The sequence below is a fragment of the Mesorhizobium sp. WSM3859 genome, assembly GCF_002295065.1.
GTDB lineage: Bacteria > Pseudomonadota > Alphaproteobacteria > Rhizobiales > Rhizobiaceae > Mesorhizobium.
The window spans coordinates 412,047-427,872 of record NZ_NSGG01000002.1 but is presented as its reverse complement, the minus strand read 5'-3'; the positions used below and the strand labels follow the sequence as shown (position 1 = coordinate 427,872).

Here is a 15,826-nt window from a genome sequence, read left to right as displayed (position 1 = left end):
CGATGGCGTGCCTTTGGCCAAGCAGGATGCCCTGCTGGCCCACTATCTCTACGGCCTCACGGCAGTGGTCCACGCCGGCGATGAGCCTGCCGTCCATCTGGCGGCATTGCGATCTTATCTCGAACGGTTGATTTCAAAGGAGCGTGCCACGTTGGCGCTGCAGGCCGTGCCCGAAGAGGGCGATTCCTGGCTTGAGAACACGCTCGATCGCGTCGAGGCGATCGGCGAGAAGCAAGGCCATGCGCTGCTAGCGCGGCGCCGACGTCGTCATTCCTTTTTCGAACAGACACGCTTCGGCGGCAGGGTCGGCGGAACCTGTCGTCATCGAGCGCGACGCACCACAGGAGGCATTCTCGCAATGACTTTCAGGCAAGGACGTACTATCGGGCGCGACCGATTTGCCGGAAACTGGGTTTCCGGCGGCACCGACAGCCGCTCGCTGCGTCGCCGCCTGATGGCGGCGCTGCGCAATGCCCATCGCGTGCTCGGCATGCGACGCAAGGGCCTGGGGCTCGGAACGCTCGGTCTCGGCAAGATGCTGGCAGCGGCGCTGAGTGCGATCGCATTGGGCGGCATCGCCACGCCGGCATCAGCACAATATGCCGCCGGTGGCGGCTCCGCGACCGGTGGCGGCTCCATCGCTATCGGCACGCCCGCGACGGCCTCTCAGCTCAATGCCATTGCGATCGGAACCCGATCCGTCTCGTCGACACAGTATGGGGTGGCAATCGGCCAAGATGCGCAGGCGACAGGTACCGGCGGCGCGGTGGCCGTTGGCGGCGGCGCGATCTCAAGCAACATCAATACGGTAGCGATCGGCGTTGCCGCTAGTGCCACTGGGCCTGGGGCCAGCGCGTTGGGCACCAACGCCAACGCTTCGGGAGGGAATTCCACCGCAGTCGGTGTCGGCGCTACGGCCAACAACAACTATGCGTTCGCTGCTGGCTACGGGTCCGTAGCCAGCGCTCAATACTCGTCCGTCATAGGCTATCAGGCCACTGCCGGCGGGCTACGCGGTATCGCGCTTGGATATCAAGCAACGCAGAGCGGAATCGATTCTCTTGCCCAAGGTACCAACGCCAACGCAGGCAGCCAAAATGCCATCGCTGTCGGATTCCAGGCGACCGCGAGTGCCATAAACTCCGTCTATCTCGGCTCGCGCACAGCCGTGGGGACGGGAGCGTTGGCTCAGAGCGCCATCGGCATTGGCACCGATGTGACGGCGTCTCAGGCCGACGCCATGGCGATTGGGCGAGCAAGCAAGGCGACCGGCATCACAAGCATGGCGTTTGGTTTGCAGAGCCAGGCCACGGCGACCAACACCATCGCCATTGGTCCCCAGGCAAATGCCACGGCGCAAAACTCGGCAGCGCTCGGCAACGTCGCCGTGGCCTCGGGAAATTTCTCGCTCGCCCTGGGCAATTCGGCCACGTCGAGCGGCGTGGGCTCGGTCGCGGCGGGCTCGGGCGCCCAGGCCACGGACGTCTCGACCACCGCGCTCGGCAACAACGCCGCGGCGACCGCCGCGAACGCCAGCGCCCTGGGATTGGGCGCCACGGCGAGCGGAACGTACGCCACTTCCATCGGTTCCACCTCCAAAGCCACCGGCGCCCGTGCGTTCGCTGGCGGCCGTTCGTCCAATGCCGGCGGTGACGATTCCATCGCCATCGGCACGACGGCCGTCTCTACGGCGGCAAGCTCGACAGCACTTGGAGCGGGCGCGGTGGCACAAGACGTAAACGCGATCGCCGTCGGCACCGCCGCCGGCGCGCTCTCCGCCGACTCCGTCGCTGTCGGCACGGGGGCGATCGCCGATGGCGGCAAGGCCGTTGCCATCGGCGCCGGCAATACGGCCTATGGTGACGGCGCGGTCGCCATCGGCGATCCGAGCTACGCCAGCGGCACCGGCGCCTTCACCGGCGGCGCCAACAACATCGCCAACAGCGACGGCACGGCGACCGCCACCGCCGCCAATATGGCCAACGGTGCCGTCGCCATCGGCAACAGCAACAAGGCGATCGGCCAAGGCTCCGTGGCGCTGGGCAACGGCTCCACCGCCGGCGCTGCCGGCTTCGTCGGCAATGTCGCGCTGGGCAATGGCGCGACGGCGGCGGCAAGCTCCGGCGATGTCGCGCTGGGCTCGGGCTCGGTGACCGCCGTAGCGGTCGGCACGCCGAGTGCGGTGATCAACGGCACCACCTACGCCTTCCAGGGAACCGCTCCGACCTCGACGGTCAGCATCGGCGCGCCCGGCGCGGAACGCACGCTCACCAATCTCGCGGCGGGGCGCATCAGCGGGTCCTCGACCGACGCGGTCAACGGCTCGCAGCTCTTCGCGACCAATCAGGCCGTCGACAGTCTCGGCAGCACGGTCACGAACATCAACACCGGCGGCGGCATCAAGTATTTCCACGCCAACTCGACGCTTGCCGATTCCCAGGCGCTGGGAGCGGATTCGGTGGCGGTCGGGCCAAATGCCGTCGCTACCAATGCCGGCGATGTTGCTATCGGCCTGAATTCCGCATCCGGCACCACGACGGCGGTTGGGGGCACGACGATTGGCGGCGTCGCCTACACCTTCGCCGGAACCACGCCGGCCGGCGCGTTCTCGGTCGGCTCGGTCGGCGCCGAGCGCCAGATACAGAACGTCGCGGCCGGACAGTTGAGCGGCTCGTCGACCGACGCAATCAATGGCTCGCAGCTGTTTGCCACCAACCAGCAGGTGACGCAGAACACCACCGATATCGCCGCCAACACGGCCGACATCACCACTCTCGGCAACACCATCAACAACATCAACACCGGCGGCGGCATCAAGTATTTCCACGCCAATTCGACGCTTGCGGATTCCCAGGCGCTGGGGGCGGATTCGGTCGCCGTCGGCCCGAATGCGATCGCCAACAATGCCGGCGACGTGGCGATCGGCCTGAATTCGGTGTCAGGCACCACGACCGCGGTCGGCGGCACGACGATCGGCGGCGTCGCCTACACCTTCGCCGGTACCACGCCGGCCGGTGCCTTCTCGGTCGGCTCGGTCGGCGCGGAGCGCCAGATCCAGAACGTCGCGGCCGGGCAGTTGAGCGGTTCGTCGACCGACGCGGTCAACGGCTCGCAGCTCTTCGCCACCAACCAGCAGGTGACGCAGAACACCACCGACATCGCCGCCAACACGGCCGACATCACCACGCTTGGCAACACGATCAACAACTTTGCCGGCGACACCTCGACGGCCTATACCGACGCCAATGGCGACGGCATCCGCTATGTGCGTACCAACGACACGACGCTTCCCGTCACGGACGCCTTCGCGCAAGGGATCGGCTCCTCCGCGCTCGGCTACCAGGCGACGGCCTCTGCCGCCAATTCGCTGGCGCTCGGCCGCGGCACCACGGTCTCCATCACCGACGGCGTGGCGCTCGGCTCCGGCTCGGTTTCCGACCGCGCAGTGGCGCCGGCTTCGGGATCGATCCTCGCAGGCACCGGCCTCGTCCCCTACAACACCACGGACAAGACCCTGCTCGGCGCCGTCTCGGTCGGCACTTCCACTTCCTATCGCCAGATCATCAACGTGGCCGACGGCACGCAGGACCAGGATGCGGTCACGCTGCGCCAGTTGAAGGGCGCGCTGAGCTCGTTCGCGGTGACGCCGACCATGTACTTCCACGCCAATTCGACTGCTTCGGATTCGGCCGCGGTCGGCACCGATTCGGTGGCAATCGGTCCGCGCACCACCGTCAATGGCGACAACGGCATCGGCATGGGCAACGGCGCCATCGTCCAGCAGACGGCGCCCGGCGGCATCGCGATCGGCCAGACCTCGACCGTCAATGCGGCGGACAGCATCGCGCTCGGCACGAACTCGACCGCCAACGGCGCCCAGTCGATGGCGCTTGGCGCCGGCGCCACGGCCAACGAGCCGGGCAGCGTCGCGCTCGGCGCGGGCTCGACGACCGCGGCGGCGGTCGCCACCACCGGCACGACGATAAACGGCGTCGCCTACACCTTCGCCGGAACCGCTCCGACGAGCACGGTGAGCGTCGGCGACGTCGGCAAGGAGCGAACCGTCACCAATGTCGCGGCGGGCAGGATCAGTCAGACTTCGACCGACGCCATCAACGGCAGCCAACTCTATGCGACGAACCAGGCTGTGGAAGCCGTGCAGGGGAGCGTCGGCGACCTGAACGAGTTCGCGGTCCAGTACGACAAGAACCCGGACGGCACCAAGTCCAACTCGCTGACGCTCGTCGGCGGTGACGTCAATGCGCCTGTCGTCATCCACAATGTCGGCGCGGGCACGGCGAACACCGATGCGGTCAACGTCCAACAGCTCAACACCGGATTGGCGACGACGTTCGACAACTCCAAGACCTACACCAACCAGGTGGCGGCCACCACGCTCCAGACGGCCAATGCCTATACCGACTCCAAACTCAGTCAGCTCAACATGGACATGGGTGAGGTTCGCGGCGAAGCCCGCCAGGCGGCGGCGATCGGCCTCGCGGCCGCCTCGCTGCGCTATGACGACCGTCCCGGCAAGCTGAGCGTGGCGGCCGGCGGCGGCTATTGGCGCGGCGAGGGGGCTGTGGCGTTCGGCGCCGGCTACACCAGCGAGGACGGAAGAGCCCGGGCAAATGTGTCCGGCACGACGGCGGGCGGGCACTGGGGTGTCGGCGCGGGCCTCAGCTTCACCTTGAACTGAGTTTATTTATGGTCAGGCAAGCCGGCTCTGTTGTCGCAATCTGCATGACTTGCCTGCTCCTGTCCGGACCGCGCGCGGCCGGGCAGGAGGCGGCACCGTCGGCCTATCGGATAAAGCCTTCGGACGTCGCGGTGCCTGCGGGCGTGAAGCTCGGCGACTACCAACGGACCACCCGCCCGTTCGAGAACTGGACGCTGATCTGCGACGAGAATCTGCAGGCCAGGAAGAGGGTCTGCAACATCAGCCAGTCCTTCGTCGACCAAAGCCAGACCTTGGTCTTCAGCTGGTCGCTCGCGGCCGACGAGAAAGGCAAGCCCTTCATGATCTTGCGGACTCCCAGCCAGGCTGGTGCGGGAAGCAGGCTTTCGCTCAAACTTGCCGGCCGCAAGCAGCCCGTCGACGTTCAGCTGCAGGGCTGTGATGCGTCGGTTTGTGTCGGCTATGTGCCGGTAGGCCCGGTCCTTCGCGAGCAGATCGGCAAGGAGACCACCGTCCAAGTTTCCTATTCCCTGCCGTCGGGAGCGACCGTCAGCCTCGATGCTCCTTTCAAGGGCCTCAAGACCGCGCTGTCGACCATCAAATAGAGAGATCCGCGAAATGACCCGCCAATCCATCGAGGATAGAATCCTAAACCGCCCCGAGCCCGTTCCGCTGCCGGAACCGCCGGCAATCTCGCCGCTGGCGCGCTCATCGGCCTGGCGGCTGGTGCGAAACACAGCTCTGCTTGGCGCGTTCGCCGCTCTGGTTGCGGCGGCGGTCATATCGTCGCTCCGCTTCTTTCCGGCGCTGGGCGAATTCGTTGCGGGCACCGCCTCGGCGCAATCGCAGGCGCCGGTCGCTGCCAAGCCGACCGATGTCAAGCCCGTCGCGGGAGACGCTTCGGCCGGCAGAACTCCGTTTCAGACGCATGCGAGCCAGGCAGGCGTCCACACCTGCGCCAACCTCTTTGCCGCGCTCGGGCAGGCGCTGACCGCGGGATCGACCTATGCGATCCAGACACAATGGGACAACACCTCGCCCGATGCCCATGCCGTGCAGGCCGTCGCCGGGATGAGTTACGATCTGCCGGGCTACAAGACGCAAGCCGCCGGCGTCGTCATTGCTTCGCCTGTCGGCCAGAGCTGCGAGGGGAGCCTCGTGCGGGTGGCGCCTTTCCAGAAGTCCTGCCAGGAGGTCGCGCAGACCCTGCCGAAAGGCAGCGTTCCGGCGGACAATCTGTCGAACACCAGCCTTTTCAACCTGGCCAACAATGGCGGCCAGGCGCTGCTGGTCCCCACCGGCAACACCTGCATCGTCGTCTCGGTCGCGCGCATGGGCGGATAGAAGCATCGCCAAGGGTTTTGAATGGCTACAAGCTGGAGCACGAAAATGCTGATCAACCGTCGCCTCTCATTCCCGCTGCTGGCGGCACTGGCCGGGCTTACCATCGCCAGCCATGCCGCCGATCTGGTGGCGCCGCCGCCAGCTGAGACCGGCGAGGAAAAAGGCATCTGGGGCGCGATCGCCTATTCGCCGGATGACGGCCGCCACGGCTTCTTCTGGGGGGCCGACAAGCGCCAGGAGGCCGAAGACATCGCGCTCAAATACTGCGAGAACGCGGACGGCAAGGGCTGCAGGGTGGTCGAAGTGTTCCGCAACCACCGCCACTGGGACGATGATGACGGCACCGGCTTTCCCTATGAGCACTGCGCGGCGCTCTCGGTCGGCAAGAGCCGTGGCGCGGCGACGCCGTTCTGGGGCGCGGCATCGGCCACGACCCGCAAGGACGCGCAGGACAAGGCCACGGCGCAATGCGGCGGCGAGGGGAAGGAGTGCAAGATCCGCGAGTGGGTCTGCACCTGACTCCGCGACGGAATTCGGGTGGCTGAGGAGATCAGCCGACCTCGATGTTCATCTCGGCGATCAGCCGCTCGCGCCCGGCTAGCGAGTTCAGCGCCTTGTCGCCAAGCTCGCGGGCGACGAGGTTGAGCATCGCTTCGCAAAACACGACATAGGCGCCCATGCTGTTCGAATAGAAGCTGCTGGCATGCGGGATGAAGAACGCGTGCTCGGCCGGAGGCACGAGCGGCGAGGACCGGGAATCGGTGATCGCGATCACGTTCTGGCCGTTCGCCGCAGCAATGCGGCCGACCTCGGCGACGCTGCGCGTATAGGGCGCGCAACTGGCTGTGATGACGACGTCGCCCGGCTCGAGCTGCGACAGCGCCTCGGCGACGCCGAGGCGCGGCGCATCGAGCAGAGCCACGTCCGAGCGCACCATGCCCAGGCAATAGGTGAGGAAGCTCGCCAGCGAATGGAACTGACGAACGCCATGCACGCGCACACGCCGCGCGCCGGCCAGCAGCGCGACCGCCCCCTTCAGCGAGGCGCTGTCCAACTGGCCGAGGAAGCCGTCGACATTCGCCGCCGTTTCGCGTGCCAGCCGCTCGAAGACCTCGACCTCGGCGCCACCTGCCGAAGGCGTCGTCATCAGCCTTCCGGCCTGGCGACTGTAGAAATATTGCTGGTCGTCGGCGATCGCCTTGCGGAAGACGGCCTGGAAATCGCTGAAACCTTCGAAGCCGAGACGCTTCGCCAGTCTCGTCAGCGTCGACGGATTGATGCCGAATTGATCGGCGAGTTCCGAGATCGTGCGGACCGCCGATTGTTCGGGCGCCTCGACAAGCTTGGCGAAGACATCATGCGCCTTGGAGCCGAGGGAAAAGCCCGCTTCGTCGCGGCCGACCGATAGCGCCAGCGCCCTCAGATCCTCGATGGTGCGTGGCGGCTCCGCAGCGGCTTGCTCTGGCATTGTTCCCGTTCACCCCGCGACAGGGACCAGCCCATCCCGCATGTCGAAGCGCGCTGCTTCGTGTGCCGCATCGTAGACAGCCCACTCGACCTTGTCAGCCCCGACGCGGAAGACGGCGCTGGCAAGCGTGTTCTCGACATCGCTGTCGGCCGGGTCGGTGCGATAGATCGGCAGCTCCGGGTCGGCCGCGTCCCACAAGATGGCGAGCGCGCGGCGTTGCGGCTCGGACTGAGGCGTCTGATCCAGCAGCGCTTCGCCGCGTCGCTGGCGCACGCCGGAGGAGCCGGTGACGATCTGCGACCTGCGCCCGGTGTCGGCATGGATGAGGTGGTTTGAGTGGACGCGCGCCGATACGAGGCGATCAACCGACAGGGCCTGCGCGGTGAACTCGACGCTGAGCAGCCGCTCGTCGCCGGCCTGCGCCAGGGTCAGGTGAAAGGCGCCGGCGCGGGGCACCGATTTGAGCAGGGCCAGCGCCGCGTCAAGGTCCGGTGCGTCGAGCACGGCGCGCGCCAGCACCATGCGCGGCGCCCCGGCGCCGCCGGCCAGCGGCCTGGTGTTGTTGACCGTCAGCACCAGCTTCGCCGACGTCGCCGCAAATGTATGTCCGGGCAGCGAGCCGGGATAGACGAAGGCCGTGAATTCATTGCCGCCTTCGGAAGCCATATGGGCCAGCGCGCAATGGCCAGCGAAGTCCGGGTCGCCGTCCTCATTGTGGCCGATGACATGCGGGGAGCCGGGCAACTGCACCGTCGTGCAGCCATCGGGCGCCATTGCCCAGATGTCGCCGCGGCAGTTCCACAGGAAGACGTCGTCGAACGCCAATTCAAGCCCGGCGGCGAGGCCCTGCAGCTCGGCCCAGTATCGAGGGAACCGCTCCCGCACGATCGTCGCCATCGTGCCGATGCGGGGATCGGCCCGGCGCGCGTTGAGCTCGCGCCATGCGGCGGACGTCTGGAAATGGTCGTTGAGCGCCGCTCGGCCGAAGCGCCCGATAGCGGCCCCGACGTCGTAGGGCGACCCCGAGACATCGATGAAGGAAAGCCGGCGGCCGGCGTCATGCGACATGCTGCAGAAACTCTTTCAAGCGAGGATTTTGCGGGTTTGCAAGCAGCTCCCGCGGCTCGCCGTCGACGGCGATCTTACCACCTTCCATGAAGATCAGCCTGGTTCCGACCTTGCGGGCAAAGGCCATCTCATGGGTAACGACGATCATCGTCATGCCTTCCTCGGCCAGCGCCTGCATCACGCGTAGCACTTCGTGCCTGAGTTCGGGATCGAGCGCCGAGGTCGGCTCGTCGAACAGCATCAGCTTCGGTTTGACGGCAAGCGCACGCGCAATGGCGACGCGCTGCTGCTGGCCACCGGAAAGCTCGCTCGGATAATGATGCGCGCGTTCGGCAAGGCCAACCTTGGCGAGCATTTCCAGCGCCTGCTTGCGTGCCTCCTGTCGCGTCTCGCCACGCACGCGGCGCGGACCGAAGGCGACGTTTTCCAGCGCCGTCATCTGCGGAAACAAGTTGAACTGCTGGAAGACCATGCCGGCTTCCTGGCGGATCAGGCGGACCTTGCGGCCGCCGGATTTGACGCTGATGCCGTCGACGACGAGGTCGCCGCCATTGATCTCCTCTAGCGCATTGATGCAGCGAAGCAGCGTCGACTTGCCGGAGCCGGAGGGGCCGATCAGGACGACCTTCTCGCCGGCCTCGATCGAGAGATCCACCTGGTCGAGGATGGTGACCTGACCGAAGCGCTTGGTGACTTTGTTGAACGCCACGATGCTCACAGGATGCGCATCCTCTTTTCGGTCAGCCGCAGGATGAGCGTAAGCGTGCCCGTCATGATCAGGTAGAACATCGCCACGGCCGACCAGATCTCGACGGCGCGGAAGTTGGCCGCCATGATTTCCTGGCCTTGCCGGGTGAGCTCGCCGACGCCGATGACGATGAACAGAGAGGTATCCTTCAGGCTGACGATGAACTGGTTGCCGAGCGCCGGAATCATGCGGCGGAAGGCAAGCGGGCCGATGATGTAGAAAAGCACTTTCCAGAACGGCAGGCCGAGCGCCAGGCCGGCCTCGCGCAAGCCGCGATGGACGGAAAGGAAGGCGCCGCGCACGATCTCGGCGATATAGGCGCCGGCGTTGATGATGATCGCCATGATTGCCGCCGCCAACGGGTTGATGCGGACATCCGCCAGGATCGGCAGCGCGAAATAGATGAACATCACCTGTACGATAATCGGGGTGCCGCGTATGATCTCGACATAGACCATGGCGATGGCGTTGAGCACCATGTTGCCGTAAGCGCGCGCCAGCCCGGCGGCGAAGCCGATAATAAGGCCGCCGGCAAGCCCGGCGAGCGCGATCAGTACGGTGAGGCGGGCGCCCTTCAACAGCTCGGGCAAGGCCTGCCAGATGACGGACCAGTCGAAATCCATGAGAGCCATCCTTCAGGGAAGGCACGCCGGCCATGCCGGCGCGCCAGGAGATCCAACGGGAAACCGGTGGATCAGCTCTTCGGCGGCTCGGTGCCGAACCACTTCTTGTAGATGGCCTCGTAAGTGCCGTCGCCCTTCAGCTTGGCGATCGAAGCATTCACCTTGGCAACGAGCGGGCTGCCCTTCGGGAAGGCAATGCCATATTGCTGAGCCATCATCTGCGGGCCGACGGTCTTCACTTTTCCTTGGCCGTTGGTCTTGACGTAGTAGAGCACGTTCGGAGTGTCGTGCATGGCGGCGTCGGCGCGGCCGGTCGCGACTTCGAGATAGGCGTTGTCGCTGTTCGGGAACAGGCGCAGCTCCGTGCCCTTGAAATGTTCCTTGGCATAGTCGGTCGCCGACGTGCCGGTCTTCACGGCAAGCGTCTTGCCGACGAGATCATCCGGACCCTTGATCGTGCTGTCGACGGGCACCATCAGAAGGAAGCCGCTGTCGTAATAGCCGTCAGAGAAGTCGATGACCTTCTTGCGCTCGTCCTTGATGGTGATACCGGCCAGGCCGACATCGACCTGCTTGGTCTGCAGCGCCGGGATGATGCCGTTGAAGTCCATCGGCTGAAGTGTGTAGGTCACGCCGATATCCTTGGCGATCGCGGCCCAAAGGTCGATGTCGAAGCCGACATATTTGTCGCCTTCCTTGAACTCAAACGGAACGAAGGCGGTGTCGGTCGCCACGATCAGGTCGTCGGCGAAGGCCGGCTGGCCGAAAGTGAGCGTTGCCGCGACGGCCGCGGCGGCGGTGAGGCTTGCGAGTGCGAACTTCATTTTTCGGGTTCCCCTTTTTTGTTGGATTGCCCGTGAAGCGTAGCACTGTCGATCCGGTAGCGCAAATCGAAAATGCATTCTAATATAGAATGCACTGAATATTTGCAGAATGCCGACGCATTAGGCATTGGACCACTGGCTTCGCAACGCGTCCGCATTGGCGAGCGTGAGCCCGCAGGCTTCGACTGCCCGCCTTGTGGCCGCGACGAGGTCCTGGTTTCCGGAAGCCAGCGTCCCGTCAGGGAGAAAAAGATTGTTCTCGAAACCAACGCGCGCATGTCCGCCGAGCAGAGCAGCGGCCGTCACGCAGGCCGCTTCCTGGTCGCCGAAGGCGCAGACCATCCAGTGCCTCGCCGCGGGCATGCCAGGCGCCAGGAAGGGAAGCAGGTCGGCGGGGCGGGACGTCTGTCCGACCGTGTAGCGGCCGAGGACATAGAGAACCGGCAGATTGTCGAAGGGGATCAGGCCGCGACCCTCCAGCGCCGCGAGATAGCTCGCCTCCTCGGGCGTATAAAGGATGATCTGCGGCATGACTTTTTCCACGCGCAGCGTTTCGAGAAATGAGGCGAAGGCCGCTTCACGCGTAGGATCGGGCACCAGCTCGCGCAAGGCCAGCGAAACCGCCTCGGGCCGTGCTTCCAGCACCACCCGCATCTGCTCTTCGGGCCTATAAATACCCAGCGCCTCGCTGGTGATCTGAAGAACGAGCCTGTCGCTGACGCTGGCCCTGATCGCTGCGGTCGCGGCCCGATAGGCATCGGTGTCGAGCAGATGGCGTCCGTCGCGGTCGCGGACATGGACATGGATCATGGCGGCGCCGGCCTCGAGCGAGGCGGCGGCCAAATCAGCCAATTCATCTGGGGTGATCGGCAGGGCCGGGTGGTCGGCTTTGGTGCGCCGGCCACCGTTTGGCGCCACGGCGATCGCCACGCGATCTTGTTTCGGCATCGACTGCTCCATTTGTTGCATATGGACAATTTATGCAACATATATTGCATGATCATCCGTTCGCGTCTATGGTCGTGGCATGATCCGCGCGCCACTTACCGATGCCATTGTCGAGGCCTTCGACAGCTTGCCCTCGCAGTTGCAGGACGCTGCCCGCTACCTTTTGGACAACCCCGAGGACGTCGCGCTGTTGTCGATGCGCGAGCAGGCGCGCCGTGCCGGCCTGCAACCCTGGACGATGGTGCGCCTGGCCAAGCGGTTGGGATTCGACGGCTACGAGCCTCTGCGCTCGCTCTACGCCAATGCGATGCGGCAGGGTGAGCTCGGCTTTGCCGGCAAAGCCGGCGCGCAGCTCGCGCACCAGCAGGAGGTCGGCGACCGCGCGTTGGCCGCCGAGATGGTGCGGTCGCTGGCCGAGCAGATCGCTCAACTGGGCGAGCCCGAACAGCTCGACGCGCTTGCCACGGCGGCCGAGCGGCTCTACGCAGCACGCCGGATATTCTGCCTCGGGCTGCGCTCCAGCCATCCGGTCGTCGCGCATTTTTCCTATGTCATGTCCTTCCTGGGCGAGAAGGCGGTGATACTCGACGGCGCCTCGGGAGCAGGCACCGACGCCATTCGCCTCGCGACCGACGAAGACGTCCTGTTCGTGGTCAGCGTCGCTCCCTACACCAGGCTGACCGTCGATCTTGCCCGCCGCGGCGCGGCCGCTGGAGTGCCGGTGATCGCTCTGACCGACAGCGCCGTGTCACCGCTCGCCGGTTTGGCCGCGTCGTCGGTGTTGGTGCCAACGGAAAGCCCGTCCTTCTTCCACGCCATGGCGCCGGCCTTCGTCGTCGGGGAGATCCTCGCGGCGCTGATCGCCGGCAAGGGCGCGGACAAGGCCCTTGCGGCCATTCGCCGAACCGAGGACCAGCTCTCCCAACTCGACATCCACATCTTGCCGCCGCGCGGCCGGAGGAAATCATGACCCATATCCTGCATCGCCAGATCAGCGCCGTGCTGCCGGTCGCCAGCGGCGGCAAGGGCGTCGAGCTCTTCGACAGCAACGGGCGCGCCTATATCGACGCGTCCGGTGGCGCCGCAGTTTCCTGCCTCGGCCACGGCCATCCCGATGTGATCGCCGCCATGCACCGGCAGGCCGACACGCTTGCCTATGCCCATACCAGTTTCTTCACCAGCGATATCGCCGAAGCGCTCGCCGACCGGCTGGTCGCCGACGCGCCGGCCGGCATCAGCCATGCCTATTTCGTTTCGGGCGGCTCGGAAGCAATCGAAGCGGCGCTCAAGATGGCGCGGCAGTACTTCGTCGAGATCGGCCAGCCGCTGCGCCGCAACATCATCGCGCGCAAGCAGAGCTATCACGGCAACACGCTTGGCGCGCTGGCGACGGGCGGCAATGAATGGCGGCGCGCGCAGTTCCGGCCGCTGCTCATCGAAACGCATCACATCGACCCGTGCTTCGCCTACCGCTTCCAGGAGGCCGGCGAGACCGACCAGGACTATGCCGCTCGCGCTGCGCAGGCGCTGGAGGACAAGATCATCGAGCTTGGACCGGAGACGGTCATGGCTTTCGTCGCCGAAACGGTGGTCGGCGCGACGGCCGGCGCGGTTCCGCCGGTGGCGGACTATTTGCGCCGCATCCGCGAGATTTGCGACCGTTACGGTGTGCTGCTGCTCCTCGACGAAGTGATGTGCGGCATGGGCCGCACCGGGACGCTGCATGCCTGCGAGCAGGATGGCGTCGCCCCCGACCTGATGACGATCGCCAAGGGGCTCGGCGGCGGCTATCAGCCGATCGGTGCGGTGCTGCTTAGCCAGAAGATCTTCGACGCCTTCGCCAACGGCTCGGGTCTCTTCCAGCACGGTCACACCTATATCTCCCACCCCATGGCCTGCGCCGCCGCGCTCGCGGTTCAGGAGGTTATTGCCCGCGACAGGCTGCTCGACAATGTGAAGGCGATGGGTGCGCATCTGGCCCGCCGGCTCGGCGAGCGCTTCGGCAACCATCCCCATATCGGCGATATTCGCGGGCGTGGCCTGTTCATGGGCGTCGAGCTTGTCGAGGACCGTTCGACCAAGCAGCCTTTCGATCCGAAACGGAAGCTGCATGCGCGCATCAAGAAGGCGGCCATGGCGAATGGGCTTCTGGTCTATCCCATGGGTGGCACGATCGATGGCGCCAGTGGCGACCATGTGCTGCTCGCGCCACCCTTCATTTGCGATGTCGCGGCCATCGACGCGATCGTCGAGCGTCTCGGCGATGCCATCGGCGAGGCACTGCGAAGCTAAAGCATGTCTCCCGAAAGTGGGAACCGGTTTCGGGATAAAGACATGCGTAAAATCAAAGACCTAAAGCGCATGGAGCGAATCCGAAGGATCGCGACGCGCTTAGCGCATCAGCCGATCAGTTCATCGGACCAAGCCTACAGGCGGTCGCGCGGTTCACAACGGAATGAGCGGCGCGACCTCGCGATCGGAGGGCCGCTCGCTGGCCGCCAGGCCGGCATGCACGCCGGCGCGATCGGCCGCGTTGCGGTTCTGGCTCATCTTGCGCTTGCCTTCGAGCTTCGTGATCGGCATGCGCAGGCCGACGATGCCCTTCAACTGCGACTGGATGAAATCCGCCGGCGCGTCCGACACCGCCCAGGGCGCGCTGCGCCCGCCTTCATGCAAATTGGTCAGGCGGGTCACCACCTCGAGCAGCCTGTCGGTATCCTCGAAGAATTCGATCGGCCCATGCGCGTGGACGGCGACGTAGTTCCAGGTCGGCACGACCTTCCCGGTCTCCTGCTTGGCCTGATACCAGGCCGGCGTCACATAGGCGTCCGGGCCCATGAAGATCGCCAGGCCATCGCCTACGGCCGGCACGCGCCACTGCGGATTTGCCTTGGCGACATGGCCGTAGATCACGCCGTGCTCGCCTTCGCTGTCATCGAGGAAAAGCGGCAACGGCGTCGCCATCGGCCCGTCCGCCGTGGCGGTGACCAGCGTCGCCAGCCGCGCGGCGCGGATCGTCGCGCTCAGGCTCTCATGATCGTCATCGCGGAAGGCGGGCGGTGTGTACATGGCAAAACTCTTGCCGGCATAAAATGCCTGAAGTCTGGCCTGCTTAGAACACCCGGTTTTGACGTTTTTGTGTGGTCCAGCCGGAAGTCGTGATGCGCCGATGCCAGTGGCCCGGCGCCGCGGATCCCGCCAGGGCGTCCGGCCGCGATGCCGGCCATCATTTGTGCTGGCACCGCTGACGGATCGTCAGTTCAGAAAATCTCGTTGGTGAGCCGCTTCACCGGGCCGAGCAGGATCGAGCCCGTCGGCACGCCGTTGTCGATCGGGATCGCCTGGCGATCCGGCATGTCCTCTTCCGGCGCGCCGATATTGGCCGTCACGACGACCGGGGTCTTCGTGGGCACACGGTCGTAAAGGTCGATGATGTCCTGGTTGATCAGGCGCACGCAGCCCGACGAAACCGACTTGCCGATCGACCACCATTCGGGAGAACCGTGCAGGCGGTAGAGCGTGTCCTGGCTGCCCTGGAAGAGATAAAGCGCACGCGCGCCGAGCGGGTTCTTCAGTCCGCCGGGCATGCCGCCATTCTTGGCGCTGTATTGCGTCAGCTCCGGCTGGCGCGCGACCATCTCGTCCGGCGGCGTCCATTTCGGCCATTTCTGCTTCCACTGCACGACCGCGTCGCCCGACCATTCGAAGCCGGCGCGGCCGAGGCCGACCCCGTAGCGGATCGCCTGGCCGCCCTCGCGCACCAGATAGAGGAAGTGGCCGGTGGTATCGACGACGATGGTGCCCGGGCGCTGCCCGGTCGGATCGGGAACGATCTGGCGCAGGAATCTGTGATCGATCTTGTTCACCGGAATGGCCGGCAGGTCGAAGCCATTGTCGGACATCGCGCCATACATCGTCTCATAGTCGCCAAGGGGCGGCTCGACAGGGGCCTGAGGCGGCGGCGTTTGGATGGGTGCCGGGCCTTGATCGCTAGTCGTGGTGCAGGCGGACACGGCAACCGAAGCAGCGCCAAGGGCTGTGAAGTTGAGGAAGCCACGGCGGCTGATGCGGAAGGAAGCGTCTGACATGGTTGCCTTTTCTGGGTCTCAATTCACAAGAAAGCAT

At 65.6% G+C, this 15,826-nt stretch carries 14 protein-coding genes; 6 read left to right on the top strand and 8 right to left on the bottom strand.

Annotation, left to right across the window (positions count from 1 at the left end; all coding sequences use genetic code 11):
- Positions 1-358 precede the first annotated feature (358 nt).
- From CK230_RS05915 to CK230_RS05900, 4 genes are read left to right on the top strand one after another with little or no spacing between them, the layout of a single operon-like run.
- Entirely contained in the window at positions 359-4,699 is a 4,341-nt protein-coding gene (locus tag CK230_RS05915; protein ID WP_095816447.1) for a YadA-like family protein, read from the top strand.
- Positions 4,700-4,743: 44 nt separating this feature from the next.
- Entirely contained in the window at positions 4,744-5,283 is a 540-nt protein-coding gene (locus CK230_RS05910) for an invasion associated locus B family protein (RefSeq protein WP_245429833.1), read from the top strand.
- A gap of 13 nt (positions 5,284-5,296) precedes the next feature.
- A complete protein-coding gene (locus tag CK230_RS05905; RefSeq protein WP_095816232.1) occupies positions 5,297-6,022 on the top strand; it encodes a hypothetical protein in 726 nt (241 codons plus the stop codon).
- A gap of 45 nt (positions 6,023-6,067) precedes the next feature.
- Entirely contained in the window at positions 6,068-6,541 is a 474-nt protein-coding gene (locus CK230_RS05900; protein WP_095816231.1) for a DUF4189 domain-containing protein, read from the top strand.
- A 31-nt stretch (positions 6,542-6,572) separates the two neighbouring features.
- On the opposite strand, the gene CK230_RS05895 is transcribed toward CK230_RS05900, so the two are convergent.
- The 6 genes from CK230_RS05895 to CK230_RS05870 form a co-directional block, all read right to left on the bottom strand.
- Positions 6,573-7,490, bottom strand: a complete 918-nt coding sequence (locus tag CK230_RS05895; RefSeq protein ID WP_095816230.1) for a MurR/RpiR family transcriptional regulator — start codon at positions 7,488-7,490, stop codon at positions 6,573-6,575.
- Between the two features lie 9 nt (positions 7,491-7,499).
- Positions 7,500-8,558: a C45 family peptidase gene (locus CK230_RS05890; protein ID WP_095816229.1), complete on the bottom strand. Its 1,059-nt coding sequence runs from the start codon at positions 8,556-8,558 to the stop codon at positions 7,500-7,502.
- A complete protein-coding gene (gene glnQ, locus CK230_RS05885; RefSeq protein WP_095816228.1) occupies positions 8,548-9,276 on the bottom strand; it encodes a glutamine ABC transporter ATP-binding protein GlnQ in 729 nt (242 codons plus the stop codon). The genes CK230_RS05890 and glnQ overlap by 11 nt, the downstream gene beginning before the upstream one ends.
- Complete coding sequence (gene glnP / locus CK230_RS05880) at positions 9,273-9,929, bottom strand: glutamine ABC transporter permease GlnP (protein WP_095816227.1); 657 nt, start codon at positions 9,927-9,929, stop codon at positions 9,273-9,275. Before glnP ends, glnQ begins: the two co-directional genes overlap by 4 nt.
- A 71-nt stretch (positions 9,930-10,000) precedes the next feature.
- A complete protein-coding gene (gene glnH / locus CK230_RS05875) occupies positions 10,001-10,753 on the bottom strand; it encodes a glutamine ABC transporter substrate-binding protein GlnH (protein WP_095816226.1) in 753 nt (250 codons plus the stop codon).
- Positions 10,754-10,873: 120 nt separating this feature from the next.
- The gene (locus CK230_RS05870; protein WP_095816446.1) at positions 10,874-11,701 is read right to left on the bottom strand and encodes a 3-keto-5-aminohexanoate cleavage protein; all 828 of its coding nucleotides are present in this window, start codon (positions 11,699-11,701) and stop codon (positions 10,874-10,876) included.
- Positions 11,702-11,780: 79 nt separating this feature from the next.
- On the opposite strand from CK230_RS05870, the gene CK230_RS05865 reads away from it, so the two are divergent.
- Complete coding sequence (locus tag CK230_RS05865) at positions 11,781-12,671, top strand: MurR/RpiR family transcriptional regulator (protein ID WP_095816225.1); 891 nt, start codon at positions 11,781-11,783, stop codon at positions 12,669-12,671.
- On the top strand, positions 12,668-13,993 hold the full coding sequence (locus CK230_RS05860) for an aspartate aminotransferase family protein (RefSeq protein WP_095816224.1): 1,326 nt from the start codon (positions 12,668-12,670) through the stop codon (positions 13,991-13,993). Before CK230_RS05865 ends, CK230_RS05860 begins: the two co-directional genes overlap by 4 nt.
- A 153-nt stretch (positions 13,994-14,146) precedes the next feature.
- On the opposite strand, the gene CK230_RS05855 is transcribed toward CK230_RS05860, so the two are convergent.
- Together CK230_RS05855 and CK230_RS05850 are read right to left on the bottom strand one after the other, a co-directional pair.
- Entirely contained in the window at positions 14,147-14,770 is a 624-nt protein-coding gene (locus CK230_RS05855; protein ID WP_095816223.1) for an FMN-binding negative transcriptional regulator, read from the bottom strand.
- 191 nt (positions 14,771-14,961) lie between these two features.
- On the bottom strand, positions 14,962-15,789 hold the full coding sequence (locus CK230_RS05850) for a L,D-transpeptidase (RefSeq protein ID WP_095816222.1): 828 nt from the start codon (positions 15,787-15,789) through the stop codon (positions 14,962-14,964).
- Between the last annotated feature and the right edge of the window lie 37 nt (positions 15,790-15,826).